This window comes from Sphingomonas sp. R-74633 (genome assembly GCF_013416555.1).
Lineage (GTDB): Bacteria > Pseudomonadota > Alphaproteobacteria > Sphingomonadales > Sphingomonadaceae > Sphingomonas.
Map to the genome: position 1 here is coordinate 1 of NZ_JACCFG010000004.1, position 23,731 is coordinate 23,731.

Genomic DNA, 23,731 nt, shown 5'->3' on the forward strand with positions numbered 1-23,731 from the left:
TGAGGATCGGGGCGAGCGCGAAGCCCATATTGGCGGTGCCGAGCGTCTCCAGCACCGCAATCGACAGGCTGACCGGGAGCCCTTGCCCGCCATGCTCCGCCGGCGAGCCGATCGTGCCCCAGCCGCCCTCGACATAGGCCTTGTAGGCATCCGCGAACCCGGCGGGCATCTTCACGCCATCGGGAGTCCATTTGGGGCCATCGGTGTCGCCAAGCCGCTCCAGCGGCGCCCATTCGCCGACGGCAAACTGGCCCGCGCCTTCCAGCACCGCTTCGGACAGTTCGGACGCTTCGGGGGAGATCTCGTCCAGGCGGACGATATGATCGAGGACGAAGCGCTGCTCGGCGGTGGCGGGTTTGAACATGGAGTCCTTCGGTGAAGTCTAGCTGGCCGCGGCGGCGGCCCGCGCCTCGGCCCGGTCGCGGCAGATGCCCTCGAAACCGAATGCCAGGAAGCGGGCCATGCGGGCCTTGATGGCGGGAAAATCCTCGGACTTGCACAGACCGCCTGAAAGCTGGTCGATGCGCCCGGTGCGCGCGAGGGTCATGATCAGCGCGCCGGTGCCGAAGTGATAGCCCCAGAAGATATCCTCTTCGGGGCAGCCGGGCATCGCCTGTTTGAGCAGGCCGATCAGGCGGAGCACGACCGGATCGAAATGCTTGTCGAACATCTGGGCACCCCATTTGGGCGCCATCGCGACCTGGGCGCCGAGCCCGGCGAAATTTCGCCAGCCCTCCCCGCCCTGGATGTAGAGATCGAGATCGGTGTCGAGAAAGGCGCGCAGCGCGCCCTCCACCGTCGGCTTGCCGCGGCATTCGCCGGCATAGCGATCGAGCGCGGCCATACGCAGATCGGCGGTGACCGAGGCGCGGCGCGCGAAGACCGCGTCGAACATCGCGCGCTTGTCTTCGAAATAATAATGGAGGAGCGAGGTGTGGACGTCGGCCTGCTGCGCCACGTCCTTCAGCGTCACGCCGTAGAGGCCGCGCTGCGAGAAGAGATATTCCGCCGCATCGAGGATCTGTTCCAGCGTCTCGGCGCGCTGCTGCGCCTTGGTCCGGCGCTTGGGCTTGGCTTCGGTCATTGTCGCTCCATCGATCGACGCGGCTCTGCCGTCAGCAACTGCCGGTGTGGAGAGGCCCGCGTGATCCATGGCTTTTGTCTATCTTCGTCCCGGATGCAAATAGCGCTCCGCGGACCGGCGCGAGCCGGCCCGCGGAGCGGGTGATCAGAAGCTGCGGCTGACGCGCACGCCGTACTGGCGCGGCGCCCCGGCGAGACGGCGGGTGCCGTTGATCGCAGCGACATAATGTTCGTCGGTCAGGTTCATCGAATAGGCCGCGATCGACCAGTTGCCGGTCGCCAAAGTGAGCTGCGCGTTGACGATGTCACGCGCCTCGATCCGGTCGCCGCGCGCGACGTTCTGGAACAACGTGCCCCAGACTTGGCCGATATGCGCATAGTCGACGCGCGGAGTGAGCGTGGCGTCACCGCCCAGCGAAATGGCATATTGCGCGCCGGCGCTGAGCGTGAACTTCGGCGCGTAATTCTGCTCGCGCCCTTCGAGGTTGATGCAGCGCGCGCTGGCCGGACCGGTCGACGGGTTGCAGAGCGCCGGGACGGCGCCGAGACGCGGATCGGCGGCGTAGAATTTGCTCAGCTTCGAATTCGAGACCGAGGCCGAGAAATCGAACGAGAATGCGTCGAAATTGCCCTGCGCCGAGGCTTCGAGGCCGTAGAGCTTGGTATCACCCGGCACGTTGAACAGCGACGAGATGCCCGGCGAGCGCGGATCGACGATGTTGATCTGGAAGTTCTTGTAGAGATTGTAATAGCCGCCGAGCTGGGTGCGCAGATGGCCATCCATGAAGGTGCCCTTCCAGCCCAGCTCGAAGTCGGTCACGTCCTCGGCATCGAAGGCGAGCGGCGCGACGCCGGCGAGGTTCGGCCCGTTGAGGCCGCCCGCCTTGGAGCCGGTGGCGACAAAGGCATAGACGAAGTTGCGCGGATCGAGCGTCCAGTTGATCGCGACCTTGCCGTTGAGCTTCTTGTTGACCGTCTTGTCCTTCTGGGGAAGCGACGCGAGCGGGCCCGGAAGGCCGGTGAAATAGGCGCGGGCCACGGCGTCGTTCGCCGAGGAAGTGCGCGACCAGCGGCCGCCGACGGTGATCTGCAGCCCGTCGGTCAGCTCATAGCCAACCTGGCCGAACGCGGCGAGCGCGGTCTTGGGATTGGTGCCGACGATCTCGATGTCGAGCGCGGCGGGCGTGTTCGGCGTGGCGTCCGAATAATAGCCGCCATTGGCCGGAATGAAGATCTTGTCGCTCTGGTAATAGCCGCCGAGCACCCAGGTGAAGGGGCCGGTGTCCGGCGAGACGATGTTGAATTCCTGCGACCAGATCTCCTCGGTGATCTTGTCGCGGAAGGTGAGCGACGGCGCGGCGGCAGTGCCGGCAGCGCCGGTGCCGTCCGCATCGTAATTGATCTGGGTGGTGCCGCGCTGGAAGCCGCTGATCGAGCGGAAAGTGAGTCCGCTATCGGTGGTGTAGGCCATGTTGAGCACGATGCGGCCGAACTCGTCGCGGCCGGCCAGATAGGCATTGCTGGCGACGTTGAGCGGATCGCCGGTCGCGGTCGCCGGGCTGGCAGGCAGGCCGCCATATTCGATGTTGTTGTAATCGCCCTTGAGCAGCAGGCGGAAGTTCGAGCTGGGCTGCCACAGCATCGAGGCGCGGCCGCTATAGTCGCGGCGGTCGCCCGGGTTGCCGGTCCAGCTGCCGCTCATGTTGTAGAAGGTGTCGCGGCGTTCCATGTTGCCGGCGAAGCGGAAGGCGAGCGTGTCGCTGACCGGCACGTTGACTGCGCCCTGCAGCTTGATGTCGTTGTAATTGCCGTATTGGGCGAGGCCGTAGCCGTTGACGCTCTGGGTGTCGGGGTTCTTCTCGGTGATGAACACCGCGCCGCCGGTCGCGTTGCCGCCGGCGAAGGTGCCCTGCGGTCCGCGCAGTACTTCGACGCTGGCAATGTCATAATAGGGCTCGGCCTGGAAATAGCCGGGGAGCGTGGCGACGCCGTCGCGGTACGTGACGACGCCGACGCCGATCGCGCTGGTCTGCTCGGTCTTGCCGATGCCGCGGATGTTGAAGGCGTTGCCCTGGCCGGTGGTGTTGACGGTGAGCGAGGGCGTGGCGAACTGGAGCTGCTCGACGCCGTTGATGCTCTTCTTGACCAGGTCCTGGCCAGTGAGGACGGTGGCGGCGACGCCGGTGCGCTGGAGGCTGGTCGAGCGGCGCTCGGCAGTGACGACGATCTGGCTCGACGGATCGCTCGCGCTGTCGTCGGCCTTGGCGGCGGTCGTCGGATCGGTGGTGGTGTCAGTGGTCTGCGCCTGCGCGGCGCCGGCAGTCATCAGAGCGACGGCGGAAACCGTCAGCCAGCAAAAGGCCTTCATATCATCCTCCCAGGGTTCGCCCCTCTTTGAGGTGGCGCTTGCGACTCAACTTACTGATTCACGAATCAACTTCAACATTCATTGATTCATAAATCAAGATTAATTAGCGGGCGTCGGTCCCGAAACGGCGACGCAGCGCCTGCTTGTCGATCTTGCCGGTCATCGCGAGCGGCATCGCGTCGACGCGCTCGATCGCGTCGGGCATCCACCAGCGCGGGATCGCGCCGTCGAGCGCGGCGCGGATCTCGGCATCGGAGGCGCCCTCGCCCTCGATCACCAGCACCGGGCGCTCGGTCCATTTGACGTGCGCGCGGCCGATCACGGCGACCAGCGAGACGCCGGGCAGATTGCCGACGATCGCCTCGATCTCGCCGGGGTTGATCCACTCGCCGCCCGACTTGATCAGGTCCTTGGCGCGGCCGGTGATTGCGAGATTGCCCTCGGCGTCGATCGTCGCGAGGTCGCCGGTGTCGAACCAGCCCTGGCCGTCGGTGGCGGGGATGTGCTGGCCGAAATAGCAATGGACGGTGCTGGCGCCGCGGACCTGGAGATGGCCCTCGACGCCGCGCTGCGCGTGTAGTTCCTGGCCCTCGGCATCGACGAGGCGGAGATCGACGCCGACCGGGGGACGCCCGGCGATGGCGGCGCGGCCGGGATTGTCGGCGGGCGTGACGGTGCCGAGCGGGGCGAGCTCGGTCATGCCCCAGCTGGTCTGGCAGCGGACGCCGAGGCGCGACTCGATGCGGTCGATCAGCGCCTGCGGCACGCCCGAGCCGCCGAGGAGGACGCGCTGGAGGCTGGGGAGCGTCTCGCCGGTCGCCTCGAGATGCTCGATCAGGCCGAGCCAGACGGTGGGGACGCCGACCGCAAGGGTGACGCCTTCGCCACGGATCAGCTCGGCGAGGCTGGCGCCGTCATTGTGGCAGCCGGAGAAGACGAGCTTCGCGCCGGCGGCGGGGGCGGCGAAGGGCAGGCCCCAGCCATTGGCGTGGAACATCGGCACGGCGGCAAGGATCGAGTCGCGGGCGTTGATGCCCATGACATCGCTCTGGAGCAGCGACATCGTCACGAGGTAGTTGCAGCGGTGGGTGTAGGGCACGCCCTTGGGCGCGCCGGTGGTGCCCGAAGTGAAGCAGAGCCCGGCTTCCTCGCGCTCGGAGAAGCCGCCCCATTCGAACGCGGCGCCATGCTCGGCGAGGAGCTGCTGCAGCGTCCAGACGGGCACGGTAGCGAGGGGGAGCGGAAAGTCGGCGCCGGGTTCGTCGAGGATGAGGATGTGCGCGAGGCTCGGGCACTCGCGGGCGAGCTGCTCGGCGACTTCGGCCTGGTCGGGGCTGATCGCGAGCAGGCGGTCATCGGCCTGGCGGATCATGTCGGCGAGCTGAGCGACGCCGAGGCGCGGGTTGAGCGTGTGGCAGCTCACGCCCATGCCGAACGCGGCGTACCAGGCCTCCATATGCGCGGTGCTGTTCCAGGCGAGCGTGGCGATGCGGTCGCCCTGGCCGAGACCCAGCGCCGCGAAGGCGCCGGAGAGGAGATTGGCACGTTCCTGGAGCGCCGGATAGTCGACACGCGCGACCGGGCCGCCTGCCCCGCCGCCGGTGACCACTTGGCCCTGCGGATGCCATTTCGCGGCGTGCGCGATGAACTTGTCGAGCGTCAGCTCATAGGGCTGCAAGCCGCCCAATTCCTGCGCACCGCTCGTCCGCAGCTGCCCCTCGTGCATGCCAACGCTCTCCAAAACCTGTGTCTTTTTCTTCCTCGTTGGATGGCATCGGCCCCGGCGGCCTGTCAATCTTCATTTATTTTCTAGTGAACTTCTTGCATCGCTGATATGCAAGCCGAACGGACGCCGGAAACACGGTGCCGACAGGAGAGTGTGATGAAGGCTGGACGACCGCGCCTGTCTGCGCGCCGGATCACCGTGCCCCTGCTGGCAATGCTGGCGCTTGCCGGCTGCGACCGGAGCGACCCGAAAGCGGGCGCCGTCGTGGTGCCGACACCGAGCGCCGCGACGCCCTCCCCCAGCCCTTCCGCTCCCCACGCGACCACGACAACCGATCATATCGAGCGGCTGCCCAGTGCAGCGCCGGCCTCCGCGCCTGCGCCGACGCCGTCCGCGCCGATGCAGGTCCGCAAGGACTTCACCGACCCCCCGCTTCCCGCCGAGCTCAAGGACGATGGCGACCTCAAGCCGTTGCCGCCGCCCCCGCCCCGCTGAGCCGGTCGTCACAAGGAAGAACGAGAAGACGAACAGGAGAGGAGAAACCGCAATGAAGGCATTTCTTTCGCGTTTCCGGCTTCACATGGCCGCGCTGCTGCTGGCGTTCGCCACGGCATTCTTCGCCAATCCCGCCGCGGCGGCGCCCTGCACGGGCATTTGCTTCACGCCCGGCGACTATTCGATCACGACGCTGCACAAGGGCCTGCTGCGCAACTATCTGGTGCACGTCCCCGCCAGCTATACCGGACGCAGCGCAGTGCCGCTGCTGCTCGACTTCCACGGCTTCAGCAAGGACGCGAACAACGAGCGCCAATATTCGGGGCAGCTCGCCGAATCGGACAAGCGCGGCTTCATCGTGGTGTGGCCGAACGGCGTCGCGCTGTCGTGGAACGCCTATGGCTGCTGCTTCCTGGGCGATGCGCTCAACGTCGATGACGTGAGCTTCAACCGCGCGGTGATCACCGCGATGAAGGGCTATGCCAATATCGATGCCGACCGCGTGTTCGTCACGGGCATCTCGAACGGCGGCGGCATGGCGCAGCGCATGGCGTGCGAGGCGGCGGACCTGGTCCGCGCATCGGTCTCGGTCTCCTATCCGCTCAACCGGCCGAGCTGCACGCCGGCAAAGCCAATCAGCATGTGGGAAATCGCCGGCACCGCCGACACCACGATCGCCTATGACGGCAGCACGCCGCCGCTGCCGATCCTGCCCAACGATCTCGCGGGCGTGCCGCTCGGCGTGCAGGGCGCGCGCGCCAGCCTGGCGGCGTGGAAGTCCATCCTGGGCTGCAGCGATGAACTCTACCGCGAGCAGCTGCCCGACGGTTCGCATTATGCCGGGTCACGCTTCGAGGAATATCGCAGCTGCAACGGCGGCGTGCGCACCGGGCTGGTGACAATCGCGAACGGCGAGCACGTGCTCTACAACGGCTATAACGAGCTCGGCAGCAATCCCGACAAGGCGCCGATCGACGTCGCCCCGTATATCTGGGACCATTTCTTCAACCTCTAGAACCGATGCGCTGCCGGGCGGCACGCGTCGCCCGGCAGATCGCCTGACCAAAGGAACGATCGTGCTCCAAGTCTCCGAGGCGGCCGAAGCGCCCCAAACCCAGCCGCCATCGGCCGCGATCCGGCCGACCAAATGGAGCGTCATCTGGCTGCTCACGCTGACCATCTTCTCGGCGCTGACCGTAGGCGGGCTGCTCAGCCCGTTGCAGGAAGCGGTGAAGGCGGAGCTGCACCTCAGCGATCTCGACATCGGCCTGCTCGCCGGTGGCGCGACGGCGATCCCGATCGCCTTCCTGTCGCTGCCGATCGCCTGGCTGGTCGATCACAGCACGCGCACGCGGCTGCTGATCATCCTCGCCTCCTTCTGGGCCGCCGGGACGATCGGGACGGCCTTTGCCTCGAATTTCACGGGACTGTTCGCGGCGCGGCTGATCGCCGGGATCGGCGCCGGCACTGCCTTTCCGGTGCTGATCTCGCTGCTCGCCGATGTCTGCATGCCCGATCGCCGCGGGCGCTCGATGCTGCTGGTGTCAATCGGCGCATGGAGCGGCGTGGCGGCGGCGTTTGCGATCGGCGGATCGCTGTTCGGCTATCTGACCAGCCACCCGGGAGCCGGCCTGCTCGGCATGACGGCGTGGCGCGAAGTCCATCTGCTCGTCGGCGTCGGCTCGGCGCTGGCGGTGCTGCCGCTGTTCCTGATCAAGGAGCCGCCGCGCTATGAAGTAGAGCAGACCAGTGTCTCGCTGAAGCTGGCGATGCAGGCGTTCTGGCGCCGGCGGAAATTCCTGGGCCCGCTGCTGATCGGCCAGTTGACCGGCGGCATGGCCGAGGGCGCCGCGGCGATCTGGATGGGCTCGCTGCTCGTCCGCCAATATCATCTGGCGCCGGGCTCGTTCGGCGGCTGGGTCGGTGCGGTGATCCTGGGTTCGGGCATCCTCGGATCGGCGATCGGCGGCTTCGCGGCGGACGCCGCAGGCAAGCTCAAGATGCGCGGCGCGATCCTGCTGCCCGCGACGATCGCCACGGCGCTGACCATTCCGGCCGGTGCCTTCTCGATCATGCCGACGGCGACCGGTTTCGCCTGGGTGCTGTTCGCGCTGCTGGTCGGCGGGACGATCGTCAACCTGATATCGACGGCTGCGGTCGCGGTGCTGATCCCGAACGAGGATCGCGCCGTGACGCTGGCGGGGATGAAGATCGCCGGCACGATGGTCGGCGCGGGCATCGCACCGCCGCTGGTCGTGTGGCTGTCGACCTTCAGCACGGGCCAATGGGGCCTGGGCAACGCCGTTGCGGTGATGGGCGTGGTGACCGGCGCGATGTCGCTCGCCGGCTTCTGGATCGCGATGCGCAACGCGCCGCAGGAGGTGGCGCTCGACCCGAATACGAAGACGATCCCCGCCACGGCATGACGGGTGTGCCGGCCGGATCCACCAGGGGTCCGGCCGGCGACCGATTCAGGCGGTCTTCGCGCTGCCCCGCAGCGTCAGGCAATAGCCGAAGGTCACCACGAGGCCGGCGAGGATCGCCGCCATCCCGCCAAAGGTCGCCACCGGTATCGGCGCGAATGCCCAGAGGCCGGCATAGGCCAGTCCGCTCAACGCCAGCGACCAGCCCGCCACGCGCTGCGTACGGTGAGGGGAAATGCCCGGGACGACGGTCTTGGGGATGCGATTGCCGAACGCGGCGGTCATCAGCCCAATACTGCCGATGATCAGCCGCAACGCGGTTTCGGACTCGATATAGCCGAGCTTGCGCGCCATGCTCACACCAAGCGCCAGGACGATGATGCCCCCACCCCAGGCGAGGCTCCAGACCAGTTCCTTTTTCATTTTGCAGTCTCCTCCTTGGGTTTCGGCGCTTCGGTGCCGAGCCCGAACGAATGGGCAAAGCCCAGCAGCGCTTCCTCGAGCACCGAGAGCTTCAGGTGATAGATGATGGATTTGCCGGACTTTTCGGCATGGACCAGGTCGGCCTCCTTGAGCACGGCGAAGTGTGCCGACATGGTCGGCTTGGAGACGTCGAACTGGTCGCTGAGATCCCCCGCGCTCATCGGCCCCTTGCGCAGGAGCTGGAGCACGCGGCGGCGCGTGGGATCGGACAAGGCCTTGAAGATCTGGCTCATGATTCGATAATTAGCTAATTATCGAATTGAGTCAAGCGGTGACCTAAAGGTGCCGCCGCAACCAGTCCTCGGCATCGCGGTTGGACTGGCGCGACACGCCGGCGGTCTTGTGGACGTTGAAGCCGTGGAAGCCGCCCGGATAGACGTGGAGCTCGGTCGGCACGCCGGCGCGGATCAGGCGGGCGGCATAGGCGAGGTCCTCGTCGATGAAGAGATCGAGCGCGCCGGTGGAGATAAAGGCCGGCGGCAGGCCGGTCAGGTCCTCGGCGCGCGCGGCGGCAGCATAAGGCGAGATGCCCTCCCCGCCCGGCTCGGCGGCGAGATAGCAGCGCCAGCCGAAGCGGTTGCTGCCCAGGTTCCAGATGAACTCGCCAGCACTGGGATTGGGTTCGGCGGTGCAGGTGCGGTCATCGACCATCGGATAGATGAGCTGCTGGAAGGCGATGGCGAATTCGCCGCGGTCGCGCACGAGCAGCGCCAGCGCGGCGGCGAGGCCACCGCCGGCGCTTTCGCCGCGGATGCCGATCCGCTCGGGATCGATGCCGAGATCGGCGGCGTGTTCGTGGAGCCAGGCGAGGCCGGCATAGCAATCATCGAGCGGGCCCGGGAACGGCGTTTCGGGCGCGAGGCGATAGTCGACGCTGACCAGCACGCAGCCCAAAGCCTCGACCATCAGCCGGTGGACGGGCTCCATTGTCGCCGCCGCGCCGCCGACATAGCCACCGCCATGGATGTGATAGAGGCAGGGCAGGATCTCGCCCGTGCTGCCCGCCGGGCGATAAAGCAGCATCGGCACGTCGGGTGCGCCGTCGTGGCCGGGCGCGGCCAGTTCCTGCTTGTCGACGCGCTCGGGGTTCTCGACTTCGCCGAACGGGATCCGGCCGGGTGCGCGGACCAGCGGCAACAGGCTCTCCTCGAGCGTGACCGCCGGCCAGAGATCGAGCAGGTCGAACAGCTCCGGATCAACGAGGTGGCGCGTTCCGGTCATGCTCTCTCAGTCCAGTCAGGCGCGCCCGTATAGCGTCACGACGCAGGCGCCGCCCAGCCCGAGATTGTGCTGCAGGCCGAAGCGCATGTCCGCGACCTGGCGCCGGTCGGCGGCGCCGCGCAGCTGCTGGGTGAGCTCATAGCATTGGGCGAGGCCGGTGGCGCCGAGCGGGTGGCCCTTTGAGAGCAGGCCGCCCGAGGGATTGGTGACGTGCTTGCCGCCGTACGTGTTGCCGCCCGAGCGGATATAGGCTTCCGCCCCACCCTCGGCGCACAGGCCGAGCGCCTCGTAGCTGATCAGCTCATTGGCAGTGAAACAGTCGTGGAGCTCGATCGCCTGGATGTCGTCGGGGCCGATGCCGGCCTGATCATAGACCATGCGCGCGGCTTCGCGGGTCATCTCATAGCCGACGACGCTCATCATCGAACCGCCGGCGAAGGTCTCGGCATAGTCGGTGGTCATCGCCTGGCCGAGAATCTCTACGCTCGCGTCGAGCCCGTGCTTCGCGGCGAAGGCGGGCGATACCAGCAAGGCGGCCGCGGCGCCGCAGGTGGGCGGGCAGGCCTGGAAGCGGGTGAGCGGTCCGTAGAGATGCTTCGAGGCCATGACCTCGTCGAGCGTCAGCGGGTCGCGGAACAGCGCGAGCGGGTTGTTCGCGGCATGGGCGCGGGCCTTGACCGCGATCATGCCGAACACCTCGTCGGGGGCGCCGTAGCGGCTCTGATAGTCGAGCCCTGCCCCGCCGAACTGCTGCGCGACAAGCGGCGAGGTGTCGTCCTGGCCGAGCAATTGCTCCTGGCGGGTCAGATGATGATCGAGCGAACGCTTGCGGTCGTTGAACACCGCGCCAAGCGCGCCGGGCAGCATCTGCTCGAAGCCGAAGGCGAGCACGCAGTCGGCCATGCCGCTCTCGATCGCCTGGCGCGCGAGGAACAGCGCAGTCGATCCCGTCGAGCAGTTGTTGTTGACGTTGACGATCGGGATGCCCGTGCAGCCGACCCGGTAGAGTGCCGACTGGCCGGCGGTGGAATCGGCATAGACATAGCCGGCATAGGCCTGCTGGACCTGGCTGTAGTCGATCCCCGCATCGGCGAGCGCGGCGCGGATCGCCTTCTCGGCCATCACGTCCCAGTCCTCGCTCTGGCCGGGCTTGGTGAAGGGGATCATGCCGACGCCGGCGATGCGGGTGCGGGGCATCAGTTGGTGCCCTTGGCGTCGACTGCGTCGATGAAGCCGAGGAAGTCGCGGGTGGACGCCTCGTTGTTGGCGACGAGGTAATTGTGGCCGGCACCCTTATACTCGACGTAGCGGCTGTGCGGCAGGATCTCGTGGAGCTTGCGCCCTTGCTCGACGGGCACGGCCTTGTCCTCGTCGCCGTGGAGGACGAGGACCGGCATGGTCATTTTCTCGCGGGCGCGCTCGGGCGTGCTGGCGTAATTGGCGATGGCATAGGCCTGGGCGCGGACGCCTGCCATGGTGAACTGGTCCTGCGCGAGCACGCCGATGTCGTGGAGCGCGGCGTCGCGTGGGGCGGCAGAGCCGTAATTCTCCGGCTTGGCGCGCTTGAACAGCGCGCGGACGATCCAGCGCGGCAGATTGTACATCAGCTTCTGGGCGCCCTTGATCTCGGTCTTCTCGGTCTTGAGCATCGTGCAGCCCAGCGTCGCGGAGAGCGTGTGCTCGGGATAGGCCATCGCGAATTCGCCCGCGATGCCGCCGCCCATCGAGACGCCGTAGACATGCGCCCTGGTCTCGCCCGCCGCTTCGAGCACGGCCAGCGCATCGGCGGCCATCTGCTCGACGGTGACGCCTGACGTGGTGTCGCTCTCGCCGGTGCCGCGATTGTCGAACCAGATCGCGCGGTGGTTTTTGGTGAGGGCGGGCAGCAGCGGATACCACATCCGCGAACTGTAGAGATGGCCCATGATCAGCAGGACCGGCGTGCCCTGCCCTTCGGCTTCCCAATGGATCTTTGCACCGCTGCTTTGAACGAATGGCACGGTCTTCTCTCCTGCGCGGTCTTTGTGCCGCTGAAGGGAAACACAGCATGCCGGGGTGCGGGCTGTCAATCTTCATTCATGAATCAATTAGTTTGTTACGGATCAGGCGCTGATCGATATTGTACGACAATATTGTGAATACGGTTCGACAACTGTCAGCACGCGCCATAGGATCGCCCGCAAGACGCCGGCGCCTCGCTGCTGGCCATCCATCAAATCCAAGCTGGAGAGTGCGTAAAAAACCAAAATAAAGGAGAGGGTTATAATGAAAAAACAAAGCATATTCGGGCTCGCGCTGCTTGCGACGATCGCGGCGGCCGGGGCAACGACATGGCAAGCGGACAATGTCGTCGGACCGGTCGTCACCCCGGCGACCGAACAGGTCCAGACCACGCTGGCGGCTGCCGTTTCGCTCGAGCCGACAGCGTCCGCGAGCACCGCTTCGCTGGCGACGACGGTAGACGCGATCCGGCATGACATCGCAGCGACGACGGTCGACTCCACCGCTACGCAGAAGAACAATTCGCAGACCGGCGTGCCCAACAAGAACCTGACGCTGGTGCCGACAAGCCCCTCGGCCCGGGTCGGGCGGCTCGCGCTGTTCATCATGGGCACCAACAGCAGCGAGACCAAGGAGCAGGAGATCGTCTATGCCGGCGCCAAGCGCGGCTACCACGCGATCGCCCTCGCCTATCCCAACGCCGACGCAGTGGCGGTGCTGTGCGCCGGCTCGACCGACACCGCCTGCACGGGAAATGTGCGCAAGGAGATGCTGACCGGCGCGAATGTCAGCACCAAGGTGACCGTCGCGGTGAAGGACTCGGTGGAGACGCGGCTGCAGAAGCTGCTGACTTATCTGAATGCGACCTACCCGGCGGAGGGCTGGGGCGTGTATCTTTCGGGTACGTCGATCAACTGGTCGATGATCAGCGCCGTCGGGCATTCGCAGGGCGCGGGGCACGTGGCGTATCTCGCCAAGCTCCATTCGCTGTACCGCGCGACGATGATCTCGGGTGTTGCCGACAAGACCTCGACCGGCGCGGTGGCACCGTGGCTGTCGACCACCAACATCACGCCCGTCGGCAACCAATACGGCTTCTCGCATACGTCCGATGCGACGGTGACTATCGCCACGGCGGAGGCGAGCTGGAACGCGATCGGGCTGGCGAGCCTGGGCACGCTGACGATGACCGACGGCGCCACTGCGCCCTATGGCAGCTCGCACAAGCTCAAGACCTCGCTCGCCTCGGTCGGCGGCACCAACATCCATCTGTCGATGGCGGATGACGACAAGATGCCGCGCAATACCGACGGCACGCCGAAATACGAGCCGGTGTGGGACTATATGGCCTTCCCCTAAGCCATAAGGGGGAGCCGGTGCCCCCGCGCACCGGCTCCCTTCTGGCTCAGAAGGCCGCGCTCACCGAGAAGACAATCCTCGAATCCGCGATCGACGAACCATCCTTCACCCGCGAGAAATTGGGCTGGAGATAGGCCGAGTCTGCCTTGCTGATGTCGGTGTCGACATAGGCCACCCCCAGCGTGAGCGGCCCGACCGCGACATCGGCGCCAAGCATCCAGTCGAGATAGGAGCCGGTGGGCGCCACGCTGGTGCCGTTCGGCCCGAGACCCGGATTGCCCTTCGACCCGCCGAGATGCGCCTTCAGCGTTACCGGCGTGCCGGGAACGCCGCTGCTGATATCGGCCCAGAGATAGAGATTATCCTCCTTGTCGCCGATCGCGCTCTGGGGCGTGTTGCTCCAGTTGCCGAGCGCTTCCTGCGACGGCGCATAAGCGACACCCGCGAGCATCGAGACCGGGCCGATCGAGCTGCTGAGCTTCACATAGGGTTCGGCGAAGTCGGTCTTGTCGGCGCCCGACGGGTACATGTACCAGGTCACGCCGACATCGACCGCAAGGCCGTCGCCAAGCTGCGCCTTGTAGCCGGCGACGAGGTCGAGCTCCATATTGGCGCCGCCGAACGTGCCCCAGCCCGAGAGGTTCGAGGCCCAGGTGCCGGCGTAAAGCCCGCTTTCATGGCTGACGGTGATGCCGCCCTGCACGGCCATGCCCTTGTCGGTCTGCGACACGCCACGGAAGCGATAGTCGGAGACCAAAGCGATGTTGCCGGAGACGGTGACGGGCCCCGGCGCTTCTTCCTGCGCGAAAGCCGGTGCGGCCGTGCAGCACAGCACGGCCGCGATGAGATGCTTCTTCATGCGGGCATTCCCCTTTCAATCGAGAATGTTCCCGCCTGCGGTCGGAAAGTGCGGCCCTCTCATCCCGGAAGGGAGGTAGGACGGGAGCCGCTGCTTTCCGACCGTCTTGATGCCGGGCTAGTCGCGCCGACGGGTTGCTCCTTCGTAATAAAGTGTTGCTGCGCCTCAGGCCGGCTGGAGCTTGCGGAGCTGATCGGGATGCCCGCTCAGCTCGACCTTGAGCCCGCGGGCACGGCGGCGCTGCACCCAGTCGCGCAACGTCTCGGCGCTGGTGTGGTCGATCGCCGGCACCTTGTCGAAGGCGAGATGGACCGGCTGGTCGCCCGGCACCGCGTCGAGCGCGCTGTTGAGCTTGGGCAAGGTGACGAAGGTCGCCGCACCGTCGAGATTGATGCGGTGCTTGTCGTCGCCATGCTCGGCATCAACCTTGAGGCGCAGGCGGCGGAAGTGCGGGAGCAGCTCGAGCACCGAGAGCGCCAGGCCGACGAGCACGCCGGTCAGCAGGTCGGTCGCGATCACCAGCACGAAGGTCACTGCCCAGATCGCGGCGGGCAATGCGCCGTAATGCTTGAACAGGTGCCGGACATGGCTGACGCTGACCAGCTTCCAGCCGGTGACGACGAGCACGCCGCCGAGCGCAGCCATCGGGATCTCGCGCAGCAGCCAGGGCAGCAACGCGGCGAAGCCGAGCAGCCAGGCGCCGTGGAGCACCGCCGACATGCGGGTGATCGCACCCGCCTGGACGTTGGCCGAGCTGCGCACGATCACGCCGGTCATCGGCAGCGCGCCGGCGAGGCCGCAGAGCAGGTTGCCGACACCCTGTGCGCGCAGCTCCTTGTTATAGTCGGTGCGCACGCCGTCATGCATGCGATCGACCGCGGCGGCCGAGAGCAGAGTCTCGGCGCTGGCGATGAAGGCGACGGCGAAAGCGGCGATCAGGATCGTCGGGCTGAGAAACCAGCCGAGGAAGTCGCTGCCCGGTAGGGTAACCGCGGAGGCGAGCGAATCCGGCACCGCGACGCGGACGACCTCGAGCCCGAAGCCGAACGCAACCAGCGTAGCGCCGACCACGCCGACCAGCGCGCCCGGGATCAGGCGTAGCGCCTGGGGCTTCAACTTGTCCCAGCCGAGCATCAGCCCGATCGTCAGCACGCCGAGGCCGAGCGCCAGCTCGGTGCCGGCGATGTTGGTCGGATCGAGGCCGAACAACCGGCCGGGGAGCGCGGCGAGGTTCTCGAGCCCGCTGGAAAGCGGCTTGGCGTCGAACAGCGTATGAAACTGGCCGACGACGATCAGCGCGCCGATACCGGCGAGCATGCCGTGCACCACGGCGGGCGAGATCGCGCGGAACCAGCCACCGACCTTTACCACGCCGGCCAGCACCTGAAGCGCGCCAGCGAGCACGAGGATCGCGCCGAGTGCGGCGAGGCCATGCTCGCGGATCAGCTCGAAGACGATGACGGCCAGGCCGGCAGCGGGGCCGCTGACCTGAAGCGGCGAGCCGGCGATCAGGCCGACGACGAGGCCGCCGATGATGCCGGTGAGCAGGCCCTTTTCGGGCGGCATGCCCGAGGCGACGGCGATGCCCATGCAGAGCGGCATCGCGACGAGGAAGACCACAATCGACGCCGTGAAGTCACGGACGACCCAGCCCTTGGGGAGCGCGGCGGAGATCATTCTGCAGCTTCCACCAGATCGAAATCGGCAGCGCGGCGCTGGCCCGACTTCACCGCGACCGGAAGCGGCTGATCGTCGCGGACGATCTGGAAGCGGTTGGTGTCGCCGTCGAGCGCGAGGATCTGGCCGGCATGGATGTCGACGAACCAGCCGTGCAGCGCGATCTCGCCGCGCGCGATCCCCGATGCGACCGAAGGGTGCGTGCGCAGATGCGCGATCTGGGCGACGACATTCTCGAGGCTGATCGCGCGGACGCGCTCGCCGTCGGTGAGGCCGGGATAGGCGTCCGCCACGACCTTCTGCGCGGCATCCGAGTGGTTCAGCCACACTGCCACATTGGGCATCTGGGCGACCATTTCGGGATGGGCGACGGCCTTCATCGCGCCGCAGTCCGAATGGCCGCAGACGATGATGTCACGCACACCGAGCGCCATCACGGCATATTCGACGGTGGCCGAGACGCCGCCGATCTTCTGGGCGAAGGGCGGGACGATGTTGCCGGCGTTGCGGCAGACGAACAGGTCGCCGGGCGCGGCCTGCATGATGTGCTCGGGCACGACGCGCGAGTCGGCGCAGGAGATCATCAGCGCCTTGGGGCTCTGCCCCTGGGTAGCGAGCTTGCCGTAGAGATCGCTCTGGTTCGGGAAGACGGTCTTCTCGAAGCTGAAGACCCGGCCAATCAACTCGTTCACGGTTTTCTACTCCTTGTACAACGGAGCAGAATCTAAGCGGTCATTCTTGCCGCAGCGCAGCGGAACTGTGAGGAATTGTTGCCGTCAGCCCGGCAGGCGGATTTCCGCGACAAGGCCCCCTTGCGGCGCGTTGACCAGCGTCAGCCTGCCCTTCTCGAGCGCCACCGCCTGCTGGACGATGGCAAGACCAAGCCCCATCCCCTTGGTATTGCGGCCGCGTTCGACATCGAGGCGGACGAAGGGGCGCAGCGCATCCTCGATCTGAACGGGCGGGATGCCGGGGCCGTCATCCTCGACGCGGAAGACCAGCGCGCTTCCATCCTGCACAACATTGACCCGCACGGCCTTGCCGTAGTGCAGCGCATTCTCGATCAGATTGCTGAGCGCACGACGCAGCATCGAGGGACGCACGCTCCATTCGAGATGCGGCGGCCCCAGGTAGCGCGCGTCGTGGCCGCGATCGCCGGCATCCTCGACCAGCGTCGCCGCCATCACCGCGACATCGACCGCAACGGCGGGCTCGGGATTGTCCTGGCCCTTGAGGAAGGTGAGCAGCGAGGCGATCATGTCGTCCATCTCGCTGACATCGTCCTGCATCGCGCGACGGCTTTCGGCGTCGCCGACTTCCTCGAGCCGCAGCTGCAGCCGGGCGAGCGGCGTGCGCAGGTCATGGCCCACCGCGGCAAGCGCCTGGGTGCGGTTCTCGATCAGCTCGTGGATGCGGCGCTGCATGCCATTGAAGGCGTGGATCAGCCCGCGGATCTCGGCGGTCCCTTCCTCCTCCACCGTGACGCGCTGGCCCGAACCGACATGGCCGATCGCGCGGACCAGCTTGCGCAAGGGAAGCAGCGTGCCGCGGATCAGCAATGCGCCGAGCGTGAGCAGCAGCAGCGCGGGGATCAGGGCGACGAAGGTACGCTCGATCGCGAACTGCCAGACCTGGACGGACTCGCGCGTCTTGAAGACGATCCAGCTGCCATCGGCCATGCGCATCTCGCCGGCGACGACTTGGCCATGCGCGCCCGGCGCCAGGCGGAGCTGGAGGCCCGAAGCGGCGAGGTCCCGCTCCCAATTGGTCACCTGCGCCTCCATCCGCTTCTGGCGCGGCGGAAAGGCGGGGCGCACCGGCGGCGTGGGCGACCAGCGGACGATATAGCGATCGGTGGTGAGTTCCTGCGCGGCGGCCGCACGCGCGGCCGGCGGACGCTCGCTGAGAAGCTTCTCGGCGATCACCAGATGCTCGGCGAGCCGGTGCGCGTCGCTTTCCTCGATCGAGTAGCGCGAGGCGCGCTCGTAGAGGAAGGTGCTCGCCCCGAACTCGACCGCGACGGTGAGCAACAGGATGAGCAGGATCCTGCCGAGCAGCCCCAGCGGATGGCGCGGGAGCAGGCTCAGGAGCGGGTTACCTCAGTCCGGAAGATATAGCCGATGCCGCGCACGGTGCCGATCGGCGGCTCATGGCCGGCGGCGGAAATCTTGCGACGGAGGCGGCTGACCAGCACGTCGACGCTGCGATCCGAACTGTCGCCCAGGCGGACCCGGGAGAGCTCGACCAGCCGCTCGCGCGCGATCACCCGCTGGGGCTGGCTGAGGAAGGCGGCGAGCAAGTCGAACTCGGCGCCGGTCAGCTCGACCACGGCGCCGCTGGGCGACTTCACTTCGCGGCGCGGGAAGTTGACCGTCCAGCCGTCGAAATGCGCCTGGGTCTCGCGGTCGCCGCCCGCCATCCGCTCGAGCCCGCCGCGGCGAAGCACCGCGCGAATGCGGGCGATCAGCTCGCGCGTGCTGAACGGCTTGGCGAGGTAGTCGTCGGCGCCGAGCTCGAGCCCGAGCACGCGATCCTGCTCGCTGCCCTTGGCGCTGACGAAGATGATCGGGACGTCGCTCTTGCGGCGCACTTCGCGGCACAGGTCGATGCCGCTGGTGCCGGGGAGCATGATGTCGAGCAGGACGAGATCGACCGGCCCATTGTCGAACGCCAGCCACATCTCGGGCGCGGTCGCCGCCTGGCGGACCGAATAGCCGTTTTCCTGAAGCGCGCGCGCGGTGAGGGTGCGGAGCGCCGGATCGTCTTCAACCAGTACGATGGCGGGGGCGCTCATGCCTGGATCTCGTAAAAACTCATGGCAGCCACTTAGGCCTCTCGCCGGGCACCCTCAAGGCCGCTCCTGCGAGGCGGCAATGCTTTGTCACGAACCAGCAGCGCTTCGCCACGCCCGGGCAAAGCTTCCTTACAGGCGGGCAAAACGCCGCTCAGGCGCGACCGCTATCTCCCGCGAGATACCAAAGGAGATCCCATGAAAATCGCTCTCGCCGCCGTCGCGGCTTCGATCCTCGCCCTCGCCCCCGTAGCGCAGGCCCAGTCGCTGCACGAAACCCACCAGCTCGTCTGGGCGCCGTCGGGCAAGACCCCGGTCGCCCATTGGCGGATGCGCGATCGCCCGGCCTGCCAGACCACGCAGACGCACCATCAGGCAGGCAAGACCGCGATGCCTGCGCGCAAGACCTGCGTCGCTGCTACCGAGCGGACGCAACAGGCCGCGCGCTGAAACGAAAAATGCAGCGCCGCGCAGGGGGGAGCCCGTGCGGCGCTGCAAGAACCAGCGAACCCAAGCGCAAAGGGAACGCCGGCGGAGGCTGACTTTTAGAAGCGGACGCGCACGCCGAGGCGGTAGACCGTCTCGAGGAAGCGCGTCTGCCAGGGATAGGCCTGGCCCTGGGCATTGAAGACGCGGCTGTTGCTCGCGGCCTGGCCCAGAAGATTGGTCACGTTGAACGACAGAGTGACCGCCTCGGTGGGGCTGAGCGTGCTCGACAGATCGAGCGAGCCGCGGCCCTTTTCGGTGGTCGGCAAGGTCGGGCTGAGCGCGCTGCCCGGAAGGCCCGGATCGGCGACCTGATCGTAACTGACGATGAAGTCCGAGCGGTAATTGTACGAGACGCGGGCCGAGAAGACCTTGTTCTCGTAGAACACCGAGCCGTTGACGAGGTGGTTCGACACGCCCGAGAGCGGCTGCATCCCCGGCAGCGTCTTGGCGAGCGTCGGCGACAGCTCGGACTTGTGATCGATATAGGTGTAGTTCGCGAGCACGCCGAAATTGCTGAGGAAGCTCGGCAGCCACGGCGCGCGCAGGAAGGTGCGGAAGCCGGCCTCGACGCCGGAGATCCGGCCCTTGCCGCCATTTTCGGGTCGGCTGATCTCGAGGCGGCCATATTGCGGGTCGTTGACCACGCTGCTGGTGGTGTTGATGAACCCGGTGAGATCGCGGTGGAACGCGCCCACGGTGATCGCGCCGCTGCGCGTGAAATAATATTCGAGCGAGGCGTCGTAATTGCTCGAGCGCACCGGCTGCAGGTTCGGATTGCCGCTCGATGCGGGCGAGCATTGCAGCGTCGCGTCGGCACTGCAGGTGGTGGTCGCGCCGATCGTGATCGACGGGTTGAGGTTGTCGAAGCTCGGGCGAGTGCGCGTCTTGGTATAAGCGAGGCGCAGTTGCAGGTTGCGCGCGAACTTCACGCGGGCGCTGACGTTGGGCAGATAGTCTTCGTAGCTGTTGTTCTTGGTGATCGGGGCGATGGTGGTCACGCCGCCCGTGGTCACGCGCTGGACGCCGCTGATCATGTCCTCGGTGCGCACCGCGCGCAGGCCGATCAGGCCGTCGACGGGAACGCCGATGTTGAAGGAATAATGCCCCTGGAGATAGGCAGCATAGCCCTTCTCATTGCCGACATAGACCGGGTCACCGAACGCGGGCGCGCCCTTTGCCACATTGGACAGCGTGCGCAGCGTATCGGCCTGCGCCAGGATGGAGTCGCGCGTCGGGGTCAGCCAGCTGTGGATCGTGTCAACATTGTCGCCGGCAAAGCCTGCGGGCGCCGCATCATATTCGAGCGGCAGGACCGTGAAGAGCTGCGCCGCAATCGCGGTGCCCGAGCGCGAGACGTTGCGCGCGTCGAGATCGCGGTTGTTGTAGCGGACGCCCGCCTGGATCCGGTCGAGCCCGAGCAAATTGACCGGCGCCTCGACATCGAGCTTGGCCTGCACGTCGCGGCCATGGTTGCGCTGGCCGGTCTCGCTGATCCCGGTCATGCGGAACGAGGTCGGCGCGAACAGGTCGAAATTGTTGAGCGTGACGGTACCGCCGCCCGCACCGGCCGGCGTGTCGAAGTTGAAGTTGCGGCTGGGTGCTGACTGCAGCGCGTAGTTGAACGCGAAAACGCGCTGCGTGTAGGTCGAGTCCGTCAGCGCGAGATCGCCGGTGACCTTCAGCCGGCCCGGCTTCCAGATGAAGCCGCCGCCGACCTGATAGGTGTCGGTGCGGCCATCGATCGCATTCTGAGCCCCGTTCGGGAACGCCCCGCCGGTCGCAGTCATGCTTTGGACCATGTTGGTGCCGGGGAAATAAGTGACGTTCGACAGCACCGCGGCGGGGCCGCTGTTGATCGTCAGGTTGCGGTTCTCGTTCTCGGCGCGATAGCCCTGGAACAGCCCGTCGGCATAGATTTCGAGGTTCGAGGCCGGGCGCCACTGGAATGCCGCCGAGGCGGACGGGCGCCAGCGATTGCCGGTGGTGTAGACGATGTTGATGAAGGACGGATAGCGGATCGCCCCGGTCGTGCCCGCCACGCCGGTGCGGTTGAGGATCGACTGGCTGACGTTGCGCGCGGAATCGAGGAAGTTGTTGTTGGTCAGCGATCCCTCGACCAGCAGCCCCATCTCGCCGATCCCGGTCTGCCAGCGCGAGCTGACCAGCAGGTTGAAGTCCGCCGCCAGCTTCTGCGACTGGCGCCAGTGCACCCCGCCGACGCCGGCGACGATGCGCGTGCCCTTGAAGTCGAACGGCTTGCGCGACTTCACATCGACCAGGCCGGCGATCCCGGCCTCCTGGAGATTGGCGCTGCCCGATTTGTAGACGTCGATCCGGCCGATGCTGCTCGCCGGGAAATCCTGGAGCGCGACCGAGCGGCCCTGACCGGTGAAGATGTCGCGGCCATTATAGGTGGTGGTGACGTCGGGCAGGCCGCGCACGCGCGTGCCCGAAGCCTCGCCTTCGGCCCGGGTGACCTGCACGCCGGTGATGCGGGCGAGCGATTCCGCCGCGGTCACGTCGGGCAGCTTGCCGACATCCTCGGCCACCACGGAATCGACGATCTGGTCGGCTTCCTGCTTCACCGCCTGCGCGGTCTCGAGGCTGCGGCGGATGCCGCTGACCACGATCTCCTGCGTGGGGTCGGCCGCATCGGTCTGCGCGCCGCTATCGGGCGTGGCGGGCACGCTCTGCGCGGGTGCGGTCTGGCTATAGGCGATGTTGCGATCGGCCACGCGGCGCTTGAGGATGACGCTGGTGCCGTTCACCACCGGCACGAGATCGGTGCCGGCGAGCAGCACGCGGAGCGCCGCGGTGACGTCCATCGTGCCCTGCACGCGGTTGGTCGAGATGCCGTCGACGATCGAGGCGGGCGCGAGGATCTCGATCCCGGCCTGGCGCGCGAACATCGGGATACCCGAGCTGGCGGGCTGCGCCGCCACGTCGAACCGCCGTACCTGCGCCATGGCGTGTGCCGATGGCACCGCGCCGCAGACAATGGCGGCACTGGCTAACAGATACGTGTGTGCACGCGTCATGATTATATTCCCTCCCCGGTCGTTTTCGGCGCCGGTTACGGCGCTCTATTCATACACGAGCGGGAGGCGCCGGCTTTCCGTCAGCGCGCAGGCAATCTTTTTCGCGAAAGGCGGATTTCGTCTCCGCGCAGGGTCATTTCGACGTCGAGCGAGGCGGTGAGCATCGCCGCGAAATTCTCGGGCTTGTCGAGCTTGAACAGTCCGACCAGCCGCTCGTTCGCCAGCCCGGGATCGGCGAGCACAAGCTGCTGGCGGTTGTATCGATTGAACTGCGTGATCGCGTCGCCGAGCGTCTCGTTCTCCAGCGCGATGTCGCCATTGCGCCAGGCGAGCGCGCGCTCGATCCGGGCGGGCTCGGATATGACCGTGGGAGCCTGCGCATTCGGGCGGAAGGTGGCGCAATCGCCGGCCTTGAGGATCGTCATCGCACCCGAGGAATCGCTCGGCCATACCGCGACGACACCCTCGGTCACCGCGACCTGCACGCCTTCGGGCCCGCGGCTCACGGAGAAGGCAGTGCCGACCGCGCGCGCCTGGGCGATACCGGCATCGACGATGAAGGGCCGGCTGCGGTCCTTCGCGACCTGGAACCAGGCCTGGCCGCCTTCCAGCGCGATGCGGCGGCTGTCGCTCGCCATATTGATGCGCAGCGCGCTCGCAGTGTTGATCGTCGCGACCGACCCGTCGGCCAGTGGCAGGCGGCGGATTTCGCCGCGCTCGGTGGCGACATATTGGCCGGCCAGGCGCGACCAGCCGAACGCGCCGGCCACCGAAGCGGCGATCGCACCGCCCGTACCCGCGAGCATCCAGCGGCGCGACACGCCCTTGCCGTGCCGCCGTGGCAGGGCATCGCCTTCCTCGGCAGGCGCGAGTGCGTTCTCGATGACGCTGAGCCCGGCCATGCTTCGCAACAGGGCACCCGCGTGGCGCGGATTGCGCCGCAGCCAGGCGTCGAGCTCGGCCTGTTCCGCGCCGGCGACCGGGTGCCGCAGCGCCCAGGCGGCAGCTTCGCTTTCAATGCGATCGGGCACGGCGTCCCTCCTCGCGAAGCGCCAGCACCGGCTCATCATTGGGTATGGTCAGCAGCTTGAGCACTGCGCGCAGGCTGCGGCTGGCGTCGTTCTCGACGATCGCCTCGCTCACGCCCAGCCTCGCCGCGATTTCCTTCTGGCTCAGCCCCTCGACCTTGCGCATGATGAAGATGCGCCGCGCGCGATCGGACAGCGTCGCCATCGCCGCTTTCACGCGGCCCAGTTCCTGCCGCGCCGCTGCGATGCGATCGGGGCCTGGCGTATCGTCCCAGGCGCGCATCTCGATCTCGTGATCGAGCGTCTCAAGCCGCACCACCGAGGCGCGGCGACGCTGCTGCACGGCGAGCCGGCGGGCAATGGTGAACAGATAGGCACGAGGTTCATCGATCTGATCGACGTCGCGAAGCTGGGCGAGGCGGCAATAGCATTCCTGCACAATGTCCTCCACCTCGATGGCCGCGACGAAACGCCGGCTCAGCCAAATCCGAAGGTCGTGCTCATGGGGCAGGATTTCACGTCCCACCCACGCCGCCAAAGCCTCTCGATCGTGCCGCATCTGCTTCTAATTCTTCCCGGGCGCCACTGCTTTCGCCGCGCATCCGGTGCTGACCTTCAGGGCCATGCTCTTCATCGCAGCCTCCCCCATGACCCGCGCGGCTATGCTCCGCGCTGCGGTCCTCGATGGAC

Annotated in this window: 21 protein-coding genes and 1 pseudogene; 5 read left to right on the plus strand and 17 right to left on the minus strand. The window is 67.0% G+C overall.

Features of this window, described 5'->3' with window-relative positions; all coding sequences use genetic code 11:
- The 4 genes and pseudogenes from HZY97_RS13570 to HZY97_RS13585 form a co-directional block, all read right to left on the minus strand.
- A pseudogene (locus HZY97_RS13570) lies at positions 1 to 364 on the minus strand (acyl-CoA dehydrogenase); the annotation flags it as partial.
- Between the two features lie 18 nt (positions 365 to 382).
- On the minus strand, positions 383 to 1,084 hold the full coding sequence (locus HZY97_RS13575) for a TetR/AcrR family transcriptional regulator (RefSeq protein WP_180144649.1): 702 nt from the start codon (positions 1,082 to 1,084) through the stop codon (positions 383 to 385).
- A 144-nt stretch (positions 1,085 to 1,228) separates the two neighbouring features.
- Positions 1,229 to 3,451: a TonB-dependent receptor gene (locus tag HZY97_RS13580; RefSeq protein WP_180144652.1), complete on the minus strand. Its 2,223-nt coding sequence runs from the start codon at positions 3,449 to 3,451 to the stop codon at positions 1,229 to 1,231.
- A 103-nt stretch (positions 3,452 to 3,554) separates the two neighbouring features.
- The gene (locus HZY97_RS13585; protein WP_180144656.1) at positions 3,555 to 5,177 is read right to left on the minus strand and encodes an AMP-binding protein; all 1,623 of its coding nucleotides are present in this window, start codon (positions 5,175 to 5,177) and stop codon (positions 3,555 to 3,557) included.
- Positions 5,178 to 5,333: 156 nt separating this feature from the next.
- Here HZY97_RS13585 and HZY97_RS13590 point away from each other — a divergent pair, with 156 nt between their 5' ends.
- The 3 genes from HZY97_RS13590 to HZY97_RS13600 all read left to right on the plus strand — a co-directional run bounded on the left by HZY97_RS13590 (position 5,334) and on the right by HZY97_RS13600 (position 8,098).
- Entirely contained in the window at positions 5,334 to 5,672 is a 339-nt protein-coding gene (locus tag HZY97_RS13590; protein WP_180144659.1) for a hypothetical protein, read from the plus strand.
- A gap of 52 nt (positions 5,673 to 5,724) precedes the next feature.
- Positions 5,725 to 6,687, plus strand: a complete 963-nt coding sequence (locus HZY97_RS13595) for a PHB depolymerase family esterase (protein ID WP_180144662.1) — start codon at positions 5,725 to 5,727, stop codon at positions 6,685 to 6,687.
- 61 nt (positions 6,688 to 6,748) lie between these two features.
- Entirely contained in the window at positions 6,749 to 8,098 is a 1,350-nt protein-coding gene (locus HZY97_RS13600) for an MFS transporter (RefSeq protein WP_180144664.1), read from the plus strand.
- 45 nt (positions 8,099 to 8,143) lie between these two features.
- On the opposite strand, the gene HZY97_RS13605 is transcribed toward HZY97_RS13600, so the two are convergent.
- From HZY97_RS13605 to HZY97_RS13625, 5 genes are read right to left on the minus strand one after another with little or no spacing between them, the layout of a single operon-like run.
- The gene (locus tag HZY97_RS13605) at positions 8,144 to 8,518 is read right to left on the minus strand and encodes an ammonium transporter (protein WP_180144667.1); all 375 of its coding nucleotides are present in this window, start codon (positions 8,516 to 8,518) and stop codon (positions 8,144 to 8,146) included.
- Positions 8,515 to 8,811 (minus strand): autorepressor SdpR family transcription factor, encoded by a 297-nt coding sequence (locus tag HZY97_RS13610; RefSeq protein ID WP_180144670.1) that lies wholly within the window; start codon positions 8,809 to 8,811, stop codon positions 8,515 to 8,517. The genes HZY97_RS13605 and HZY97_RS13610 overlap by 4 nt, the downstream gene beginning before the upstream one ends.
- A 43-nt stretch (positions 8,812 to 8,854) precedes the next feature.
- Positions 8,855 to 9,799 carry an alpha/beta hydrolase gene (locus HZY97_RS13615; RefSeq protein ID WP_180144673.1) on the minus strand — a complete coding sequence of 315 codons (945 nt, stop codon included), beginning with the start codon at positions 9,797 to 9,799 and terminating at the stop codon, positions 8,855 to 8,857.
- A 15-nt stretch (positions 9,800 to 9,814) separates the two neighbouring features.
- On the minus strand, positions 9,815 to 10,996 hold the full coding sequence (locus HZY97_RS13620) for a lipid-transfer protein (protein ID WP_180144676.1): 1,182 nt from the start codon (positions 10,994 to 10,996) through the stop codon (positions 9,815 to 9,817).
- On the minus strand, positions 10,996 to 11,799 hold the full coding sequence (locus HZY97_RS13625) for an alpha/beta fold hydrolase (protein ID WP_180144679.1): 804 nt from the start codon (positions 11,797 to 11,799) through the stop codon (positions 10,996 to 10,998). The genes HZY97_RS13620 and HZY97_RS13625 overlap by 1 nt, the downstream gene beginning before the upstream one ends.
- A 265-nt stretch (positions 11,800 to 12,064) precedes the next feature.
- Between HZY97_RS13625 and HZY97_RS13630 the strand changes: the two genes are divergently transcribed.
- Positions 12,065 to 13,159 carry a hypothetical protein gene (locus HZY97_RS13630; RefSeq protein ID WP_180144682.1) on the plus strand — a complete coding sequence of 365 codons (1,095 nt, stop codon included), beginning with the start codon at positions 12,065 to 12,067 and terminating at the stop codon, positions 13,157 to 13,159.
- 46 nt (positions 13,160 to 13,205) lie between these two features.
- Here the strand turns inward: HZY97_RS13630 and HZY97_RS13635 are convergent, their stop codons facing one another.
- The 5 genes from HZY97_RS13635 to HZY97_RS13655 all read right to left on the minus strand — a co-directional run bounded on the left by HZY97_RS13635 (position 13,206) and on the right by HZY97_RS13655 (position 18,489).
- On the minus strand, positions 13,206 to 14,018 hold the full coding sequence (locus HZY97_RS13635) for a TorF family putative porin (protein ID WP_180144685.1): 813 nt from the start codon (positions 14,016 to 14,018) through the stop codon (positions 13,206 to 13,208).
- A gap of 165 nt (positions 14,019 to 14,183) precedes the next feature.
- Entirely contained in the window at positions 14,184 to 15,695 is a 1,512-nt protein-coding gene (locus HZY97_RS13640) for a SulP family inorganic anion transporter (RefSeq protein WP_180144688.1), read from the minus strand.
- On the minus strand, positions 15,692 to 16,387 hold the full coding sequence (locus HZY97_RS13645; protein ID WP_180144691.1) for a carbonic anhydrase: 696 nt from the start codon (positions 16,385 to 16,387) through the stop codon (positions 15,692 to 15,694). The genes HZY97_RS13640 and HZY97_RS13645 overlap by 4 nt, the downstream gene beginning before the upstream one ends.
- An 84-nt stretch (positions 16,388 to 16,471) precedes the next feature.
- A complete protein-coding gene (locus HZY97_RS13650) occupies positions 16,472 to 17,725 on the minus strand; it encodes an ATP-binding protein (RefSeq protein WP_257215075.1) in 1,254 nt (417 codons plus the stop codon).
- Positions 17,726 to 17,778: 53 nt separating this feature from the next.
- Positions 17,779 to 18,489, minus strand: coding sequence for a response regulator transcription factor (locus HZY97_RS13655; protein WP_180144694.1), 711 nt, complete (start codon positions 18,487 to 18,489; stop codon positions 17,779 to 17,781).
- A 195-nt stretch (positions 18,490 to 18,684) separates the two neighbouring features.
- Here HZY97_RS13655 and HZY97_RS13660 point away from each other — a divergent pair, with 195 nt between their 5' ends.
- The gene (locus tag HZY97_RS13660) at positions 18,685 to 18,936 is read left to right on the plus strand and encodes a hypothetical protein (protein WP_180144697.1); all 252 of its coding nucleotides are present in this window, start codon (positions 18,685 to 18,687) and stop codon (positions 18,934 to 18,936) included.
- Positions 18,937 to 19,031: 95 nt separating this feature from the next.
- Here HZY97_RS13660 and HZY97_RS13665 read toward each other — a convergent pair whose 3' ends face one another.
- The 3 genes from HZY97_RS13665 to HZY97_RS13675 form a co-directional block, all read right to left on the minus strand.
- Entirely contained in the window at positions 19,032 to 22,013 is a 2,982-nt protein-coding gene (locus HZY97_RS13665) for a TonB-dependent receptor (protein ID WP_180144700.1), read from the minus strand.
- 80 nt (positions 22,014 to 22,093) lie between these two features.
- Positions 22,094 to 23,044, minus strand: coding sequence for a FecR domain-containing protein (locus HZY97_RS13670; protein ID WP_180144703.1), 951 nt, complete (start codon positions 23,042 to 23,044; stop codon positions 22,094 to 22,096).
- Positions 23,028 to 23,567 (minus strand): RNA polymerase sigma factor, encoded by a 540-nt coding sequence (locus HZY97_RS13675; protein WP_180144705.1) that lies wholly within the window; start codon positions 23,565 to 23,567, stop codon positions 23,028 to 23,030. Before HZY97_RS13675 ends, HZY97_RS13670 begins: the two co-directional genes overlap by 17 nt.
- Between the last annotated feature and the right edge of the window lie 164 nt (positions 23,568 to 23,731).

Bases quoted from the DNA above. Each gene is read 5' to 3' on its own strand.
- HZY97_RS13575 (WP_180144649.1), bottom strand. From the start codon at position 1,084: ATGACCGAAGCCAAGCCCAAGCGCCGGACCAAGGCGCAGCAGCGCGCC.
- HZY97_RS13580 (WP_180144652.1), bottom strand. From the start codon at position 3,451: ATGAAGGCCTTTTGCTGGCTGACGGTTTCCGCCGTCGCTCTGATGACT.
- HZY97_RS13585 (WP_180144656.1), bottom strand. From the start codon at position 5,177: ATGCACGAGGGGCAGCTGCGGACGAGCGGTGCGCAGGAATTGGGCGGC.
- HZY97_RS13590 (WP_180144659.1), top strand. From the start codon at position 5,334: ATGAAGGCTGGACGACCGCGCCTGTCTGCGCGCCGGATCACCGTGCCC.
- HZY97_RS13595 (WP_180144662.1), top strand. From the start codon at position 5,725: ATGAAGGCATTTCTTTCGCGTTTCCGGCTTCACATGGCCGCGCTGCTG.
- HZY97_RS13605 (WP_180144667.1), bottom strand. From the start codon at position 8,518: ATGAAAAAGGAACTGGTCTGGAGCCTCGCCTGGGGTGGGGGCATCATC.
- HZY97_RS13610 (WP_180144670.1), bottom strand. From the start codon at position 8,811: ATGAGCCAGATCTTCAAGGCCTTGTCCGATCCCACGCGCCGCCGCGTG.
- HZY97_RS13615 (WP_180144673.1), bottom strand. From the start codon at position 9,799: ATGACCGGAACGCGCCACCTCGTTGATCCGGAGCTGTTCGACCTGCTC.
- HZY97_RS13620 (WP_180144676.1), bottom strand. From the start codon at position 10,996: ATGCCCCGCACCCGCATCGCCGGCGTCGGCATGATCCCCTTCACCAAG.
- HZY97_RS13630 (WP_180144682.1), top strand. From the start codon at position 12,065: ATGAAAAAACAAAGCATATTCGGGCTCGCGCTGCTTGCGACGATCGCG.
- HZY97_RS13635 (WP_180144685.1), bottom strand. From the start codon at position 14,018: ATGAAGAAGCATCTCATCGCGGCCGTGCTGTGCTGCACGGCCGCACCG.
- HZY97_RS13640 (WP_180144688.1), bottom strand. From the start codon at position 15,695: ATGATCTCCGCCGCGCTCCCCAAGGGCTGGGTCGTCCGTGACTTCACG.
- HZY97_RS13655 (WP_180144694.1), bottom strand. From the start codon at position 18,489: ATGAGCGCCCCCGCCATCGTACTGGTTGAAGACGATCCGGCGCTCCGC.
- HZY97_RS13660 (WP_180144697.1), top strand. From the start codon at position 18,685: ATGAAAATCGCTCTCGCCGCCGTCGCGGCTTCGATCCTCGCCCTCGCC.
- HZY97_RS13665 (WP_180144700.1), bottom strand. From the start codon at position 22,013: ATGACGCGTGCACACACGTATCTGTTAGCCAGTGCCGCCATTGTCTGC.